This is a genomic window from Niastella sp. OAS944 (assembly GCA_024809215.1).
Classification (GTDB): Bacteria; Bacteroidota; Bacteroidia; order Chitinophagales; family Chitinophagaceae; genus Niastella.
This window is the reverse complement of sequence record JANUBW010000001.1, coordinates 639,330-656,078: the sequence shown is the minus strand read 5'-3', so window position 1 is coordinate 656,078 and position 16,749 is coordinate 639,330. Positions and strand designations below refer to the sequence as shown.

At 40.1% G+C, this 16,749-nt stretch carries 19 protein-coding genes; 12 read left to right on the top strand and 7 right to left on the bottom strand.

Annotated features, from left to right (window positions below):
• Positions 1 to 43: 43 nt before the first annotated feature.
• Positions 44 to 1,090, top strand: a complete 1,047-nt coding sequence (locus GGD38_RS02490) for a serine hydrolase domain-containing protein (RefSeq protein WP_375299608.1) — start codon at positions 44 to 46, stop codon at positions 1,088 to 1,090.
• 27 nt (positions 1,091 to 1,117) lie between these two features.
• Here GGD38_RS02490 and GGD38_RS02485 read toward each other — a convergent pair whose 3' ends face one another.
• Together GGD38_RS02485 and GGD38_RS02480 are read right to left on the bottom strand one after the other, a co-directional pair.
• Positions 1,118 to 3,562, bottom strand: a complete 2,445-nt coding sequence (locus GGD38_RS02485; protein ID WP_375299609.1) for a TonB-dependent receptor domain-containing protein — start codon at positions 3,560 to 3,562, stop codon at positions 1,118 to 1,120.
• Between the two features lie 225 nt (positions 3,563 to 3,787).
• Entirely contained in the window at positions 3,788 to 4,297 is a 510-nt protein-coding gene (locus GGD38_RS02480; RefSeq protein ID WP_375299610.1) for a DUF421 domain-containing protein, read from the bottom strand.
• A gap of 66 nt (positions 4,298 to 4,363) precedes the next feature.
• Between GGD38_RS02480 and GGD38_RS02475 the strand changes: the two genes are divergently transcribed.
• From GGD38_RS02475 to GGD38_RS02455, 5 genes are all read left to right on the top strand, one after another.
• A complete protein-coding gene (locus GGD38_RS02475) occupies positions 4,364 to 4,846 on the top strand; it encodes an inorganic diphosphatase (RefSeq protein WP_375299611.1) in 483 nt (160 codons plus the stop codon).
• 257 nt (positions 4,847 to 5,103) lie between these two features.
• Positions 5,104 to 5,889 (top strand): hypothetical protein, encoded by a 786-nt coding sequence (locus GGD38_RS02470; RefSeq protein ID WP_375299612.1) that lies wholly within the window; start codon positions 5,104 to 5,106, stop codon positions 5,887 to 5,889.
• A gap of 476 nt (positions 5,890 to 6,365) precedes the next feature.
• Positions 6,366 to 7,121: a hypothetical protein gene (locus GGD38_RS02465; protein WP_375299613.1), complete on the top strand. Its 756-nt coding sequence runs from the start codon at positions 6,366 to 6,368 to the stop codon at positions 7,119 to 7,121.
• A gap of 34 nt (positions 7,122 to 7,155) precedes the next feature.
• Positions 7,156 to 7,344, top strand: coding sequence for a hypothetical protein (locus tag GGD38_RS02460; protein ID WP_375299614.1), 189 nt, complete (start codon positions 7,156 to 7,158; stop codon positions 7,342 to 7,344).
• 74 nt (positions 7,345 to 7,418) lie between these two features.
• Positions 7,419 to 7,829 (top strand): hypothetical protein, encoded by a 411-nt coding sequence (locus GGD38_RS02455; protein WP_375299615.1) that lies wholly within the window; start codon positions 7,419 to 7,421, stop codon positions 7,827 to 7,829.
• A 3-nt stretch (positions 7,830 to 7,832) separates the two neighbouring features.
• Here the strand turns inward: GGD38_RS02455 and GGD38_RS02450 are convergent, their stop codons facing one another.
• Genes GGD38_RS02450 through GGD38_RS02435 form a run of 4 tightly spaced genes read right to left on the bottom strand, consistent with a single transcriptional unit; the run spans position 7,833 to position 9,270 of the window.
• Positions 7,833 to 8,198 carry a hypothetical protein gene (locus GGD38_RS02450; RefSeq protein ID WP_375299616.1) on the bottom strand — a complete coding sequence of 122 codons (366 nt, stop codon included), beginning with the start codon at positions 8,196 to 8,198 and terminating at the stop codon, positions 7,833 to 7,835.
• A gap of 31 nt (positions 8,199 to 8,229) precedes the next feature.
• A complete protein-coding gene (locus GGD38_RS02445) occupies positions 8,230 to 8,610 on the bottom strand; it encodes a hypothetical protein (protein WP_375299617.1) in 381 nt (126 codons plus the stop codon).
• Between the two features lie 59 nt (positions 8,611 to 8,669).
• Complete coding sequence (locus GGD38_RS02440; protein ID WP_375299618.1) at positions 8,670 to 9,050, bottom strand: hypothetical protein; 381 nt, start codon at positions 9,048 to 9,050, stop codon at positions 8,670 to 8,672.
• On the bottom strand, positions 9,040 to 9,270 hold the full coding sequence (locus tag GGD38_RS02435; RefSeq protein ID WP_375299619.1) for a hypothetical protein: 231 nt from the start codon (positions 9,268 to 9,270) through the stop codon (positions 9,040 to 9,042). Before GGD38_RS02435 ends, GGD38_RS02440 begins: the two co-directional genes overlap by 11 nt.
• 656 nt (positions 9,271 to 9,926) lie before the next feature.
• Between GGD38_RS02435 and GGD38_RS02430 the strand changes: the two genes are divergently transcribed.
• From GGD38_RS02430 to GGD38_RS02420, 3 genes are all read left to right on the top strand, one after another.
• Positions 9,927 to 10,595, top strand: a complete 669-nt coding sequence (locus GGD38_RS02430; protein ID WP_375299620.1) for a hypothetical protein — start codon at positions 9,927 to 9,929, stop codon at positions 10,593 to 10,595.
• Between the two features lie 150 nt (positions 10,596 to 10,745).
• A complete protein-coding gene (locus tag GGD38_RS02425) occupies positions 10,746 to 11,870 on the top strand; it encodes an adenylate/guanylate cyclase domain-containing protein (protein ID WP_375299621.1) in 1,125 nt (374 codons plus the stop codon).
• 397 nt (positions 11,871 to 12,267) lie between these two features.
• On the top strand, positions 12,268 to 13,308 hold the full coding sequence (locus tag GGD38_RS02420) for a DNRLRE domain-containing protein (RefSeq protein WP_375299622.1): 1,041 nt from the start codon (positions 12,268 to 12,270) through the stop codon (positions 13,306 to 13,308).
• A 107-nt stretch (positions 13,309 to 13,415) separates the two neighbouring features.
• Here the strand turns inward: GGD38_RS02420 and GGD38_RS02415 are convergent, their stop codons facing one another.
• On the bottom strand, positions 13,416 to 14,390 hold the full coding sequence (locus tag GGD38_RS02415; protein ID WP_375299623.1) for a hypothetical protein: 975 nt from the start codon (positions 14,388 to 14,390) through the stop codon (positions 13,416 to 13,418).
• A 228-nt stretch (positions 14,391 to 14,618) separates the two neighbouring features.
• On the opposite strand from GGD38_RS02415, the gene GGD38_RS02410 reads away from it, so the two are divergent.
• The 3 genes from GGD38_RS02410 (at position 14,619) to GGD38_RS02400 (ending at position 16,700) form a co-directional block, all read left to right on the top strand.
• On the top strand, positions 14,619 to 15,533 hold the full coding sequence (locus GGD38_RS02410; protein WP_375299624.1) for a helix-turn-helix domain-containing protein: 915 nt from the start codon (positions 14,619 to 14,621) through the stop codon (positions 15,531 to 15,533).
• 157 nt (positions 15,534 to 15,690) lie between these two features.
• Positions 15,691 to 16,332 (top strand): hypothetical protein, encoded by a 642-nt coding sequence (locus GGD38_RS02405; protein WP_375299625.1) that lies wholly within the window; start codon positions 15,691 to 15,693, stop codon positions 16,330 to 16,332.
• A 125-nt stretch (positions 16,333 to 16,457) separates the two neighbouring features.
• Positions 16,458 to 16,700 (top strand): DUF5518 domain-containing protein, encoded by a 243-nt coding sequence (locus GGD38_RS02400; RefSeq protein WP_375299626.1) that lies wholly within the window; start codon positions 16,458 to 16,460, stop codon positions 16,698 to 16,700.
• The last annotated feature ends 49 nt before the right edge of the window (positions 16,701 to 16,749 follow it).

The window sequence follows — 16,749 nt, the reverse complement described above, 5'->3', positions numbered from 1 at the left end:
AAGAACATCCGAAAATCGGGTTTCAGCTAACAAATGAATTCTTATGAAGAAATTGCTTTGTGTTCTATTTCTGGCATTTTATTTTGTTGGGGGCAATGGTCAGTCTGTTTCGGAAAAGCTTGACAAGTATTTAAGCCGGCCGGGCGTATTTAATGGCACTGCACTTGTTGTTTATAAAAATAATGTAATACTTTATAAGGGATATGGGTACAAGAATGTACGTGAGCATACCCTTAACGATACTGCAACACTTTACAGAATAGGTTCAACAACAAAACCATTTACTGCCACTGTTATCTTGCATCTTGCAGAATGCGGATTAATAAAACTACATGATCCATTATCCAAATATATTCCTGATTTTCCCCGGGGCGATAGCATTACAATTGATGCATTGCTTACCCATCGTTCAGGTATAAAGGACTATCTGGAAGTACCTGCTATACAGAATTTACCCGATTCAGCACCTCCGGTTTCAATTGGGGAATTGATCTCCTGGTTTAAAAATGAACGGGCTACAATAAAAAAGGGTGATCAATTTACCTATTCCAACTCAAATTACATTTTACTGGCTTATATCATTGAAAAGATGACCCAAAAAAAATATGAGACCGTGGTGCGGGAACTTATTTTTGAGCCACTGCAAATGACCAATTCGGGGTTTGATTTTAAAAATCTGAAAACTGCTGATAAATCAGTTGGTCACCGCAACGTTGGAAAAAAAATAGTGGTAGAAGATTTTGACTCAACCTATGCACCTGGTTGCGGTTCTATGTATTCTTCTGCAATGGACCTGTACAAATGGTATAAGGGGTTGTACGCTAAAAAAATAATTACTGATTCCACACGGGAAAACGCATTTCAGCCGCGCAACTGGTTATACGGTTATGGGTGGTTCAGTTTTTCTTCTTACGGAAGAAAATGTATTTCTCATCCCGGCGGTGTGCCTGGTTTCGTTACTGAGTTCAAGTTCTATCCAGATGATGATCTGTGCATCGTTATGCTTAATAATAGCAGTATAGGTAAAGTGGAAGCAGATAAAGTGGCCTCTATCGTTTTACAAAAGCGGTTTAAAAGGTCTGCAATGTAACCCGATCAATGTATTATATAACGGCCGTTAAAGCCTTAGCCTTTCTTTTTCTTCCTCATTGCCTGCGCTCCGGTTCCTTTTGGCCTTTACCTGGTCGTTACCAAAAGTTCGGGTAAGGGTAAGCTTTACGGCCGGGCGGGTAAAGATCAATTCTGCGCTTGTGATCAGGTTTTTATCTGGCTGATTGATCTCTGGTTTATATACCATCGTATTGAAAATATTGCTGAAGTTGAGCCGTAACGTCGTTTTTATACTGGCCAGTTTTTTCTGAATACCGGCATCGAGCGAGCCAACCGGAGGGAACCGGTATACACCAAATAAACCGCCCGAGTTGTAAAAACCAGAGAGCGATAACGAAAAGTCTTTGGGTAGGGTAAACACCTGCTGGCCCGACAAATTCAAATTCTTATTCTCGAGGCGTAATGGCTGTTCATTATACCAGCCGTTGATCTGCTGAAAACTTCCATTTAAATTCAGCTGCATAGTCCACCACTTGGTTACGGTAAAGGGTAGCGACAAACTGATGGTCACCATTTTTCTGTTATCCTGGTTTTCGGCAGCCAGTGTTTCTTTATTATTAATAGAGTCTAGCTTGGGCGAAAAATTGGTGATGGGGTCGGCTTCATAGCTGAACGACATAGAGAGTATTTTCTTTTTCCAGGTATAGTTCAGGTTTATATTATCACCTATAGAAGGCTGTAAGCCCGGGTTGCCCGAAAAATAAGTATTGGGGTCCATAAAAATTACAAAAGGAGCCAGGTTCCAGAATGTAGGCCTGGTTATTCTTCGGCTATAGGAAAAACCGGCCGAATTGTTCTCATCTATTGTATGAGTGAAAAAGAAGCTTGGGAACAATCTTCCATAATGCCTGTCTACAATGTCCTTTTCTTTTTCTGTTCCCAGGTTCGAATTGGTATGTTCATACCGCAAACCAAGTTTCATTTTGGTTTTGGCGCTTACCGTCCAGCTTAATGATGAATAAGCCGCAGAAATATTTTCATTCAACTTCCAGTTAGCACTAAGCGCTTCGTCGATGGTCCAGTTGTTCTGCTGCAACCTGTCTATACGCACTTCGTTTGTAAAACGCGAGATGGTGAATTTAGCGCCGGCTTCCCATTGTAACTTTTTATTCAAATTCTTACTATAGTCAAGTGCTGCAATCCAAAGATCAATAGGGGTGGTCTTACTGCTCTTCATATCTTCCTCTTTCAAAAACATACCTTTACTATCAAAGTACCTATTGTCATAGTCAACGGGGTTTTCATCGTTATAATGCATATAGTCAAGGTTCACCAGCAGCTTATTGCCTTCCTTATACGTTTGTTGCAGGTTCGCATTAATATCCACACTGGCAGTTGAATGAAATTCATGTATAAAAAGGTTCACCAGCGTATCGGGCAGCTCGTTGATGTAGTTCTTTGAATTATTATCGGCATCCATTATCCAGCGGCGATTGTAAATTGTTACCAGGGCGCCCACGATTGTTTTTTTATTGAGCTCGTAATCAAAACCTAATTTGCCATCGTGAACGTCTGTCATTGGCCGCCTGTTCGATATGGAAGAATTCTCCAGGAATTTACCCTCGTTGGAAACTGCATGGTAAAATGAAAAGAACTGTTTGGTGTGATCAACATTATACGAATAATCGCCATACAGGTTGAACCGGTTTTTGCGGTGGTTGAAATTAATGGAACCAAGTCCAATGATGCCCCGGCTATAGCCGCCAGTAAGTGAATAAGAGCCGTTGGTGCCGTATTGCGTATTTCTTTTTATAACAATGTTTATATAACCTGCATTGCCTTCAGCATCCAGCGAGGCGGGTGGGGTGGTGATGAGTTCAATTTTTTCTATTTTGTCGGCAGACATGCCTTCGAGCATGGGCACCAGCGACGATATCGGTATGCGGTTAATTCTTCCATTCATCATTACTACAACGCCATCTTTACCATTAATGGCAATGGAATTATTTTGCCGGTCAACTATTACCCCGGGCGAACGTTCGAGTATGTCGAGCGCAGTAGAGCCCGAGGCGGTAATGTTTCCGGCAACATTGATTACCAGCCGGTCGATGGTTTGCTCAATAAGCGGTTTGCGCGCAGCGATGGTAACGTTTGATAATTTTTCTTCTTTTTGCGAAAGCCTTAGCGGCGGCAATTCAATATGATCGTTATTGGCAACAAAAACATTAGAAGAAACCTGCCTATAGCCAATAAAAGTAGATGTAACGAGGTAGCTGCCGGAAGCTACTTTGTCGAAGCTGAATCGTCCTTCCTGGGTGGTCATCATACCTTTGATCAGCGACGAATCGCCCGATCTTAATAACATTACGCTTGCATTGACCAGCGGTTCACCACTGGTATTTAATACCCGGCCTTTTACCCTCGACTGTGCAGCAACAATATAACTCAACAGGCAACAGAAAAAAGTGATGGCAACAGGCGCACCTTTCAAAGCAGATAGTTTGTAAGCCATAACCCGGCGATTTACAGGTTAATAAATAGCGGCGTTCACAGAGAGTATAAAAAAGGCTTCAATAAGGAAGGGAGTGTATAGACGGGAGCCCAAATGTATAAAAAAGTAAGATGCGATTTGTGTAAAGGGGGAATTTGTTTTTTCAGGATAAGAAGGGGGCTTGTTTGTATTATAACCGCTGTAAAAAAGTACATCTGTAATGTCTACAATGGGTAAGGGTCTTTATTAGTGCGCGTCTTCACCAGTTTGCTGTTTTTCAATAATACTTAGTACGCCATTGCGTTCCATATAAACCCTTTCAATTTTTTCCAGATCTTCGGTTAATGCCGACTCCCGAATGCCCTGAATTATATTCTCTTTACACACCTGCGCTTTCTTCATGTTTTTTTCTATAAACTGTCCATCTTTAAAAAGTAATATTTTTTCTCCTTCCAGTATTTTGCTTATGGCTTCGTGGCGGGAAATAAGCATGCCGAGTAAGCGATGAATAACTACAATTACAATGCAACAACAAATAATTGGTAAAAATGGTGAAGCTCCAACTACTGCTCTGCTTAAAATAGCGCCCAATAGAATAGTTACAATATTATCAAGGGGCGTATGTAAACCAAATGATCGCCTGCCCGAAACACGAATAAGCAGCAAAGCAATTAAAAAGATGGTTAAGCCACGAACACTCATTTGAAGCGCCGTAAGCTCTTTTCCTTCTCCAAATAATTGAATAAGCCAATCCATAGATAAACTGCTTCAAAAAATGCACCATAGGCCAGGAAAGATTTTTGCAGTGATCAATAAAAATATATGCAGACTATTGAAGTGGTTATTGAATCGCCAAGAGCTACGCAGGCTAAGTTCAAATTCGATCCTAAAGAGAAGATTTTCAAGTTAAAACGGCTTCTTCCATTAGGGATGGTCTTCCCGTATGATTTTGGGTTCATATCGGGAACAGCAGGAGAGGATGGTGATCCCCTTGATGCGCTAGTACTTTCAGAATTTGCCAGCTTTACCGGAGCACATCTTTCCTGCCGTATTATCGGTGCATTGAAGGCGGAACAACAAGAAAAGGGAGAGAAAGCTGTTCGTAATGACCGGTACTTTTGTGTGCCAACCGGTTCTATAACTTATGCGCTTATTGAAACGATCGATCAGTTAGGTAAGGAGCATAATGGTCAGCTGGAAGAGTTTTTTATTAATTATAATAAGGTTGATGGAAAGATTTTTTCTGCGCTTGGCATAGTTGAACCGGAAAAGGCATTAAAAATGATAAAGAAAGCACTTGACTAATGCTGCTATGCCAGCGGCACTCTTTCGGCCCGCAGGTTGAGTGGAAAGTTTACGACTCCACCATCCATAACTGGTTTTACCCATGCTGAACGCAGGATGTCCTTAGGCTGATCCCAGTATCACCGCTATTTAAAGCGCATTTTCTAAATGTAGTCATTCCTGAAAGGTGTTTTTGGTACGCAGTGTGACGTGCCTTGCCTGGATATTAAAAGGCATAAGTTTTGTCTGTTAATTAATATTATTGCTAATTTTATTACATGGCTGAAGCTTTTGCACCATTTCGCATACAAAGGACCATAGGTAAGCTTACCTTCTATATGATGGAAGGTAGGAACTTTGTGCGCAAAAAAAGCAGCCTTACAAGAAGGAAAGTGCTTTATTCTCCAGCGTTTGAAAACACCCGTCATAATGCTTCAGTGATGGGGCAGGCATCAAAAATAGGATCTTACCTGTACAATTCATTACCTGTTTACTGGCGGCAATCGTGGATGTACCGCTCATTTACCGGTGAAGCATATACTATGCTTAAAAAAGGTATCGGAATATGTGAGGTTCGACAGTTTTTATGGGAGCGTTATATAAAACAAATCATTGATAAAAAAAGAGATGCACAGTCATCAGTTTCAGAGCAAACAGCATCAAAGCGGGCATACATAAAACAGGATACTAACTACTGGCAAACCAAAACCAGCAAGAGCATACAACGCAAGGTCCATAAGGAACAACAGCAACAATATTCGGATCTACTGGCCGAAGCGTCAGCAATAGCATCGGAGTTATATCGTGAATTACCGCCACAAAGCCGCAGCCGGTGCTTTTACCAGGAATTGAACGGGTGGGCAATGAAGTGGTTAAAAGAACAGGAAAAAGATGATGTAGTGGAAGTAGTGATGACGCGCACGCAAAAAAAGAAATGCTCTCATATTGGTCGAGTCTTTCATGCAGACCGGGTGTTTTATTTTTTACCTCCGCTTAAACGCCAATACCCTCATACAGTAATGTCTTTAGCCCCACATATAATTCAGCAAACCGTCCAGCTGTAAATATTTTGCGATCATATCTGCTTTGAGGTTATTAAATTATCTGCAGGCGGGAAAATATGTCCCATTTAAATTTTGAAAGGGCGTTCACATTCAGCATCAATAAACAGTTGTTTTATATGGTGGTTGCTTGTGTTATTCAATTTATATTATTATTTCTGCTTCTGTTTCCTTTCCTTCATTTCTTGGGCATCCTCATTTTTTCAAGGTTTATAACGTACTTGCACAAGTTAAAAATAATTCACTGCGAGATTTAATGGGTTCTTAATTGTGACTAATTGCGACTATTTATGACAAAGGCGCAAAAAGCGCTAAAAAGAAACAAAATGGCCAAAATGGCCAAAACGGCCAAAATGGCCAGGGGTTATCTGAAGCCTTCCTAACATTGTTGTGCAATTGCAAAACATCATGATGGAGGCTTCAACGGGATGTGCCTATTAAACAAACCGCCTTTTCATTAACTTTTAAAGCCTTTTATTATGGCTAAGCAAGATGGGATCATTCCATTGAAAGGAACGATCGATAACCTCACTTTTTTAAAAACACAGGACGGCTACCAGGCACGTAAGAAAAATACCGTTGTAAAAGGTCGCATGGCCACAGACGAAAGGTATGAGCGCGTGCGGGAAACAATGGCACTGTTTACTTCAGCGGCAAATGCAGCCAAACTATTGCGTGTTCCATTGCGTCCAATTGCAAAAAATGCTTCAGACGGCAGGGTAACAAGCCGTCTTTCAAAAACAATGCAGGCGGTGATAAAAGCCGACGTAACCAATCCACGTGGTAAAAAGAACGTGCTTGATGGTGAAACGGAATTGCTCACCGGTTTTGAATTCAATTTGAAAGGGAAGCTTAGTTCTACTTTTTTTCCCACTTATGAAGCAACAATCGATCGCGCAACGGGTAATGCAGTAGTAAAGCTGCCAGCGTTTGTTTCCAAAACAATGATAGCATCACCTGCCGAAGCAACCCATTATCAACTGAATGTGGCCGGGTTGGAAGTAGACTTTGAAAAAGGTACTACTGTATCCCAATTCAAAAGATCAGAACAAATGGCGTTGACCGAAACAGAGCAGGCTGCATTTGAACTGGGCGTAACCCTAACGCCAAACAGTGCGCATCCTTTATTCCTGGTACTGGGCATCAACTTCTTCATAGAAGACGTTGGTGGTAATAAACCTTTAAAAAATAAAGCGTTTAATGCCCTTGCCATCATTAAAGTAAGCGGTGTGTAACAAACCCCATTGCTGACCTTTTAAAGAAAGCAGTATGGATGATGCTTCATTTACTCCCGCATCAAAAGCCGGTACTGCAGGTGGCATACTTACTATTATTCTGGTAAACATCAATTCCGGTGAGATACTCAAAACCATAGCACTGGCAGCTATAGGCGCTGTAGTGAGCTTTACGGTATCAATATTTCTGAAGTGGATGATTCGCCAGGTGAAGAAAAGCTAGCCTCAATGCTCCGGTAAGTAAACCGGCCCCGGCGATAGCGTCGGGGCCATTTTTAAAACCTTCAAATTATTTGTATGGAACTTCGTTTGTTGCGAGCTCAATTCCCGCATAGTATGATGGGGCAGCTCTTTATGAATAATCAATTGCTTTGCATTTATATAGGCGCAAACAACCAAAAGGGATGGACGCCGATTGCCGGCCTGCCCGATGGCCAGTATCATTTGCACAAGCCGGTCAACGAAAATAAACCTTATAGTATTCAGGTTACCAGCGCTGAAAGCCGCAGGCAGTTACGTATGAGCCTTGCCAGACTGTCAAAGGAAGAGCTGGCCGGTTATGATAAAGAGGCGCCACTTTATGTTAGCTGGACAAACGGTCAGCAACAGATGACCGACCTGGCGCGGCAAAACATTGATAAAGTAATTGCTGCAATTGATATGGGTGAAGAAGTACATCTTACAATCTCTTCCCAATACTTAGGATAATATTCAGCTTGCCATTATGAAATCCAATATCGTTTCCAAATCAAGTTTTGTATACTCCTGAAGATCGGGATAGGTAACGGGCCCGCTTATCGGTATCTCAAGTACTATTCGTATATCATTCAATATACTACGTGCGTCTTCTGGCGAGTAGTCAAATATATATTCAATGTCTTTAGGAAGGATATAAAATCGCCACTCAATTCTTTTAGGACTAAATGGCATAATAGATTCATTGTATTCGTATATTCTGTCGTTTTCCTTTACATAATCCGGCATGTCGTACCAGTCGCGTGTTTGAAAAAAAGCCTTCCATTCTTCTCTTTGGTCTAATTTGCCGTATATTTCTGAATATATGTCCAGCTTATCCATGAGCGTGTTTTGTAGTTGTTATAGTTGGTAATTAGCTTTCCATTATGAAACTATGCATAACGTCATAAGGAAATGGGCACTGATCACAAAAATCTTTGATCGTTACTGGTGCTCCTTTAGGTAGCCCTAAACTTTCACGTACTTCTTGCAGCATCCGGCGGGCGGTACGATCTGAACATCCTACTGCATTTTCAATGTCACTGGTGAAAATAACCAGGCGCATGTCCCGCTTGTAAAATACCAGCCGTTCCGGCTCGTGTGCATCCCGGTATAAATGGGCATCATTCTCTACCGAATTGGGAAGATCATAAAAGTCACGTGTTATTAAATACGTCTTAAGGCGTTCCTCAAAAGTTGGATAGGGGCGTGGCGGGTAAAAGGGCGGTACAAATGGTTTTGGTTCTTCAGGCATATGCTTTAGTTGTGTAATTAATACAAATAATAAAGGCCGGCCCCGCTTCTTGCATCATTCTAATCTAACTCAATTGCAGCTACTGCTTTCGTTAAGGCGTCTATATTTTGTTGCTCAAACGCAGCTAGCTTTTTTTGCATTGCAACTTTTTCTTCAGCAGGAATGTTTGGATTTTGAAGAGCGTTTTCAATGTCTGTACGTAATTTTGATTTTAGTTCTTTAGTTTTTCTCCTTTTTAAATATTTATCAACACTTTTTGTTAGCCATTTCCAAAAAACAGAAAGCCCTACTGCAGTCGAAGGCGCGATTATAATCATCCAAGATTTATATATATTAGCGTCTGAAAGGTTATTAGCGAGTAAAAGAAGAAGTGTTCCGCCACCGGCACCTGCTACACCTGCTTGTAAATTTGTATTATTTTTAGAGGTTTTATTTTCCATTTCCAACCTCCTTATTTTGTGTTAGTGCATCTAATGTTTGTTTAAGTGTCTCAAAATCCTTTTCATTGTAGGGATTGATAGTGATTTCTTTACCATCTTTATTAGTAATTTTTATGGTAACATTATTTTTCTTTTCCTTACCAGAGCAGAAAAATTTAGATATAATACTTATTAGCGAAGTTAAAGATGCTATAGTAGCTGCAATAGTTACAATTTCCATTTGGATGCTTTTTGTCAGATGGAAAAGTATCCGCAAAGGCCCAACTGTTCCGGAATGCTAGTAATGAGTTTTGCGGCATATTTTTAGTTGCCCAAATCTTTCTTGATTTGGAATGTCGACTTTTCTTTTTGATTTATATTAAGATTTCTCTTTTAATCACTATGATTGTAACCAATTATATATAACATGGGATTTCAAACCAGCAAACAATAGCAACGATATTACCAATATTTTAGGTTACAAAAACAGGTGTTTTTCACGTTTTTTATCGTCCTTATTTTATTAATATTAAACGAGACTGCTCAAACAAGCGACTAAATTTTTCCACTACTAACTCGCGTGTAACGAATATGACCGATAGTTTGTTTCAAACGTTGAAAGTGTAAAATGGTGGGATAAATATAATGTGCATCATCTAAGCCATTTGGCAAAGCTCTTTAAATGCTCACCACGCCATTTTTTACCCGAAAAGCCACTTTGATACCTCTAATACATTATTGGCGTTGTTATGATGTCCGCCTAACACAGTGCCATATTTTTCAAACCTTTAGTCTTATCTTTATTTCTCCTGCATTTGATACACCTGAGCCGGTAATTGCTCTCTCTGATTAGCAAGCTGTAAACAATATTTGATCATAGCTTTAATTATGTATTGTATGAATTACAACTTGAATTTGAAATACGATGGAATGTTGAATTTGAATCTTAGTAATCGGCCAGGTGAATATTTTAATACTCATTTCGCGGATATTATTTACACAACAGAGGAGGAAGCAATAAAGGCTGAGGATGCAGGCTATGATTATGAAGGTACAAAGATTGGATTCATCCAACTTTTACATTACAACCAGGCTTTGGCAAAAGTCAAGGGTGTAAACATGTCTAAGGTAAAATATATTGCACTGCAGCGTGGTTTCAAAGCATTGTGGGAATTGGATTATACCAATATTAGTCAGGAAACTATTGATGATGTAGGGGAGGTTAGTAATCCCAATATTTTGGTGATTAGTCGTGTGGGCATATCAGCTGCCTGGAGAAATAAGGGTATAGGCGAACAGGCATTGAAAGGTCTTGTTACCCAAATGATAGGCAAATGCGGGTATATCGTTATTTTATATGGTAACCCGGCACAGTGTGAAGATAAAGGCGATTATGATTCAATATATGAAAGCCAGGGCGTGGAGTTAGCTGGTTTGGAAAAGGATTCCGAAAAGGCCCAATATAAATTAAATGCTTTCTTTCAGCGATGTGGTTTCCGGGCATTTAAAGATTTCGATGATGTTTTTATTTGCAATGTTGATCGCTTCCCGGTTAACAATTTTTAAATTATCTTTCTTTTTCTGATTCTTCCACAAACAACAAAAAAGCCCCGAAACGTAAAGAAAAGACATCACCACGCCAGGAACATTTTCAGATTATAAAGACTAAATTGTATAAACTTTTGCTTTTCTATTTTGAAGCATGAAGTCTACTACATGAAATACAAAACCGGGCTGCGAAAAAAAATACAAACAGTTTGGATAATAACGCTATGCTGGACAGCTTTCGGCTGCGTTTCTTTTCTCAGCCAATATTTCTTTATTTATGACTTGCTTACATTAAAAAGACTATCGGGTTCATTTCCCTTCTGGGGTGAATTTACAGGTTCTATCATTTTTGCACTACTCGGCGGTTTAGTAGCGGGATACGTTTTGGTATTCAAAATGGGTTCACGTTACAGGAGAAAGTCATTTGCTTTCGGGGTTATCAATTCAGGGCTCCTGTTTATCATTACCTACATGGGTCTCGCTGTCATTGGATTGCTTATCATTGATGTCGTTTATTTTTCGTTTCACATGCCATTTTCTATTGCCTTGTCAAAGTCAATTGATAATGTACTTTTCAACATCTTTTCTCCTTCTTTTTTTATTAATGTTTTTTTATTTGGCTTTTTAGTTTCCTGTACGCAGTTCATGCTCCAGGTGAACGATAAGTTTGGTCCCGGTATATTATGGAAGTTCATTACCGGCGAGTATTATCATCCACGACAGGAAGAAAGGATATTTATGTTCCTCGATCTGAGGTCTTCAACAACTATTGCTGAAAAGATGAGCAGCAAAAAATTTTTTGTGCTGCTAAAAGAGATCTATAATGATATGACAGAACCAATCTTAAACAGCCAGGGTGAAATATACCAGTATGTTGGTGATGAAGTGGTGGTAAGCTGGCCGGTTGAGAAAGGACTGGCAGGCAATAATTGTCTGTTATGCTTCTTCGGCATTCAGCGTGCAATAGAAGAAAGAAAAGAGCACTATATCCGTGAATATGACCTGCTGCCTTCTTTTAAGGCCGGTCTGCATATTGGAGAGGCAACTGTTGGTGAGATAGGCGTTATAAAAAAGGATATTGTTTATTCAGGAGATGTACTGAATACTACTTCCCGGATAGAGGGACAGTGTAATAATTTTAATGTTAATATTCTCTTATCTGCTGAACTACTTGAACGGATGCAGCTAAATAATGAATATCAGCAGACTGCTTTGGGAGAGATCTCTCTGAAGGGAAAACAGGAAATGGTTTTGCTCTATACTATTAAAGATAAAACGTCATATCCGCAATAACTTTATATTCCAGTCTACCTGGCGGCAATTGTGCCAATGTTTTTTTGGGGTAGTGTTCATGGAAATTTGATTTATTGTTTTTATATTGCGCCATGTTAATATCATAACGGACACTAACATGTTAAATTAACGATTTAGAAATATATACCAGATAAAGGCAATTCTCTCCGCTGTTAAATACAAATACCTTCCTTTTTTATAGCATGTAAGCTTTTGGTGTAAGCCGTTATTTTTTAGAAGATCAATTCATTTTCCTGAAAACCTGTTTGCAGCAATAAAATACTGCCGGAAACACATGCGCATACACTAAAAAAACATTTAAATCAATCAGCCGCTGTTAGCGGATGGATGATAACAGTAGACCTATTTTTTTAAATCAAAACAAACCTTTAATTGTATGAAAAAAAAGAGACAAAGTTTATTGTCCTGCCTCATGGCTATGGTATTACCTGCAGTGGGTTTTAGCCAGGTAACACAAACGGAAATGACTTTTCAGCCAGATGGCTGCCGTGGTAAAGATGCCTATGTAGAAATGGTCAATGGAGTACCTGCCTATGCATCAAACAACTATGGTTCATCGAGCCAGTTATTGGCAATGGCCTGGACATTCAATGGAATAGGCGGAACAACCGGCTTCCTCAGAACATTTATCGATTTTACCGATCTGCAATTTATTCCCCAGGGTACAACCGTTAACTATGCCTATCTTTCGCTCTATGGCGTGCCAACATCTACCGCCAATGATTTAGGAAGCTATGGCAGCAATGCCTGTTATGTTCAACGGGTAACATCTGCATGGGATGAGTCAACAGTAACCTGGAATAACCAGCCTTCAACAACAACCACCAATCAGATTACCTTACCCGGTTCAAATGGTGTACAGTGGAATTACCATGTTATTGATTTGAACATTACCGCCTTGTTACAGGATATTATTAACCTGCCGCCTGCTCAACGTTATGGCTTATGCATACGCCTGCAAACCGAAGTGTATTATCGCTCTATGTTATTTACCAGTAGCGAAAATACAGACGCTACCAGGCGTCCCAAACTGCGCATTGGCCTGAACTATTGTTCTGCATCCGCTGCACGGGAATCACTCGATCACCGGGAATCACCAAAACACCCACCTACAGAGGAAGGTGATAGGTTAGATGTAAGCGGTGCATCAGATAACGAACTGAAAGCTATTGTAAAAACCAACCTGTCTTCCAATCAGATCTCAGTAAATTACGATTTGCCCCAGGATGGTAAAGCTATTCTGGAGATCGTTTCTGTCGACGGCGCCTTGCTGAAATCTGTTGAAGTGGATGGTACTAAAGGTAAACATAACAAAACCATCATTCTCGATGCCCCCTTGTTAAAAAACAAGATGGCCGTGCTGGTAATTAAACAGGGAAATAACAAAACTTCCAGCATGTTTCTGATTGCTCAATAACCGGTATTAATAAAAACTACATGCAGCTGCCTTCAAACGAAGGCAGCTTTCATGCCTGGGCGCTGTTCATCTACTGTTAGTGATTTATCATTTACCATCGGGCAGGTTTAACAATGATTCTCCATCTGTATGGCATAAATCACGTTGCCGGAAACAGATAATTTGAACATCTTTCCTTTTACAGCAGGAAGAACCAGTTTCCATGTTTTTCCCTTGTCCGATGTCATGTAAACGCCGTCGGTATGACCACAAAAGAAGTTTTCACCCACCTGGATAATTGAAGTTTTGTACTCAAAGACTGTAGGGGCAGCTTCTTTAGGATGCCAAACGGAGTCATTGCCTTGTGCCGAATTGCCGGCATTTATAGGTTGCAGGGGTGAGTCAATAATAATTTGCGTTTGGAGGCCGGCATCAATGGGCTGCCAGGTTTTTCCGCCGTCGTAGGATGTTCGCACTCTCCTGGTCTTGGCCGCTGTGCTGTAGTTGATAGCAGCGAACCCACCTTTGATGCGTTCTACATCGATGCCCACGCCGCCCTCACTGATCACCAGATCCCAGTTTTCACCTCCATCGGTCGATCTAATGATCCCTCTGTTGGAAGTGGCCACCATAACACCATCCAACTCTGCCACTTTCCCTAACAGGCCCCAGGCATGTACATTTTTCCATGTTTTTCCATTGTTTGTGGATTTTAAAAGACCTTCGTCGGTGCCAATGAAAAGGGTGCCTCCGGTAGTTTCAAAAACAGTGCGTACTTTTTTCTCCTTCAAATCTGTGAATACCGGCAACCAATCATTTGTTCCGTTTAGTTTTTGTAAAATGGGGCTATAGTAATTGTATGCAAATATCCCGGTCTTGCCAGGGGCAATGTTGCTATGTTTGTCAGGGAAAACATCTTTGGTCCAAAAAGGAGCAGTGGCATTTGTGTTGCTGTGGTATATCCAGTTTCCATCGGTTAAATAGAGTCCATTATCATCTGCGAATAAAACATTTCTGCCAATACCATAGTCATCCTTCACAGGTTCGGGCAGCCCGTTACTAATGTCCTGCCAGGTTTGTCCGCTATCGGCAGATCTAAACACGATGTTTGCAGTTCCGGTGCTATCTGTATGTCGGGTATGGAGACTATCCGTGAGATGAGATGTCTTTGGGATTTCTGCCGACTGTTTACAGGAAAAGAGAAATGGGAAAAGGAGAAAAAAGGCAAGTTTAAAGGTTTTCATGACTGTAATTAATTTGGTGAAACAGTGCAGTAAAGGTATTTGGCGTCAACTTTCCTGAAGGTTTTTAGGAGTAAAAAGTTGTAAAAGATGCGTAAAACGTATGTAAAACCACCTAAACTGGGGGTTAATGGTTATTTTGCACACATGAAGCCATTTATATTGTTTGGATCTTCAGTCATGATAATTATTATTTTGATCTCTGCTGTTGCGGTTATCAATAAAGAACATGAAATTCCTGAGAATCATTTAGAAGTTGTATTACGTGATTTAGGGCACCAGCTTTTGCTTTCCGCCAAAGATTCCACCTCCCGGGTGCTTCCGGTTAAGAAGTTAAGTGAAAATAAATACCAGATCTCCTTTCAAAATAATGTTGGTTTTGTTTCAGATACCCTCATCAACCTGGTGCAACGGGTATTTCAGAAAAACGCGCCGGCAACCGACTATATCGTGAACCTGAAGAATTGTAAGCAAAAAGAAACTGTTTTTGCATTCGAAATAAATAACCAAAAAGGCAATCTAACACCTTGCCGGCATCGCAAGCTGGAGGTGAGTTGTTATTCTATCGAGATTGAATTGTTGAAGGCGAATCCCTTTAATTCCCTATGGTTATTACTATTGATTATTCCTTTGGGTGTTGTTGGTTTTTACATGAAAGACAAGTTTCGGAAAAAAGAAGAGAAAGGATCAATTATAGATAATGATGATTATATACAATTGGGAAGTTTTAGATTTTATACAGATAAAAATATTCTTGAAATTGAGCATAAAAATATTACGCTTTCTGAAAATGAAACTAAAGCACTTAAAATATTTGCAGAAAATATAAATCAGATCGTAGAAAGGGAAAAACTGATGAAAGAGATTTGGGAAGATAAAGGCATAGTGGTCATCAGTAGAAATGTTGATGTATTGGTATCTAAATTACGTAAGAAATTAAGCGACGATAACTCCATTAAATTTATTAACGTACACGGCAGGGGTTACAAATTTACTATTGAGTAAAGACTACATAGCGCCCCGCTAATTAAATTATACGCCCCTCCATTTTAATTCAAACGATGTTTAATTTTCATGCATAAACGCATACAATACACGGCGATGAGGGCCAGGTTCATTCCGTAATAAAACTTGTCGTAAATTACATTCAATACACCTTACCATGAATGATCAACCCGCATTAGACCAACACCGGGCCATCTTCCTGGCTACCATCGACTTTATACTACAACATGCAACCGGCCGGGTAATCGTTGATAACCATGATTCCCTTGCTGAATATTATGAAAATTTTCGATTGAAAGGGGAGAAGCAATATCAGGCTGGTAACCTGATAGGGTTACAACGGGTGATGCGGGAATTAAACGTGATGCCACAACTGGCGAGGGACGATAATTATATAACATTCATTATAGAACGTACTGGTTACGATGCGGAAACAATAAAGCAAATAATTCCAGCCGCCTTGCCGGATGAAAATAAGGGAGTAATTATAAACCCTTCGGATGTTACTCACAAAATGCTGACTGAAGTTTATTCGCCCGACAATAAACGTAAAATAATTGTTCGCGAAACTAACATATTCAACCATTCCATAACCACCTATCTCGATCTGCAATTCGAACGTTCCGGTGGCGCCAGCGTTTATAGCGTAGAAGGCGCCAACATCGACATTAACGTTTACTGGAAAGACAATAATACCGTCATCATTGAAACCAGGAAAGAGTATGTTGCCAAATCAAAACACGCCGAACAATATCAAAGCTTTGACGATGTGGTGAATGTGGAATATGTTTTACGTTAATAAGCCCCGCCATCCTGGCTGGTAATTTCACATATAAATACTGCTTTGAATACCAAACGGAGGCGATTAAGCGTTATGGTAATTTCCTCCAAATGGAGGATGTACCCTTAAAAACTTATTATCTTATGTTAGGAGGTTCAGAGATGCTGGTGATCAGCGCAATCATTGGCGGTATCATTGGCTATTTCAAAAGAAACAAAAGACAACGGAACGGCGCACTGGCTGGCATTATATTAGGATTTGTTGGCGCTATCGTTGTTACATTAGTGCTTTCCAAATTCGTATTTGGATCTATTTTTCTCATCCCGGTGTATGCAATTGCAGGCGCGTTGCTGTTCATTTATGGCTGGGCAAAATTGCAGAATTAATAAACTATTTTATTTACTATCGAAAGCCGGTAAGTCAAACTGCCGGTTT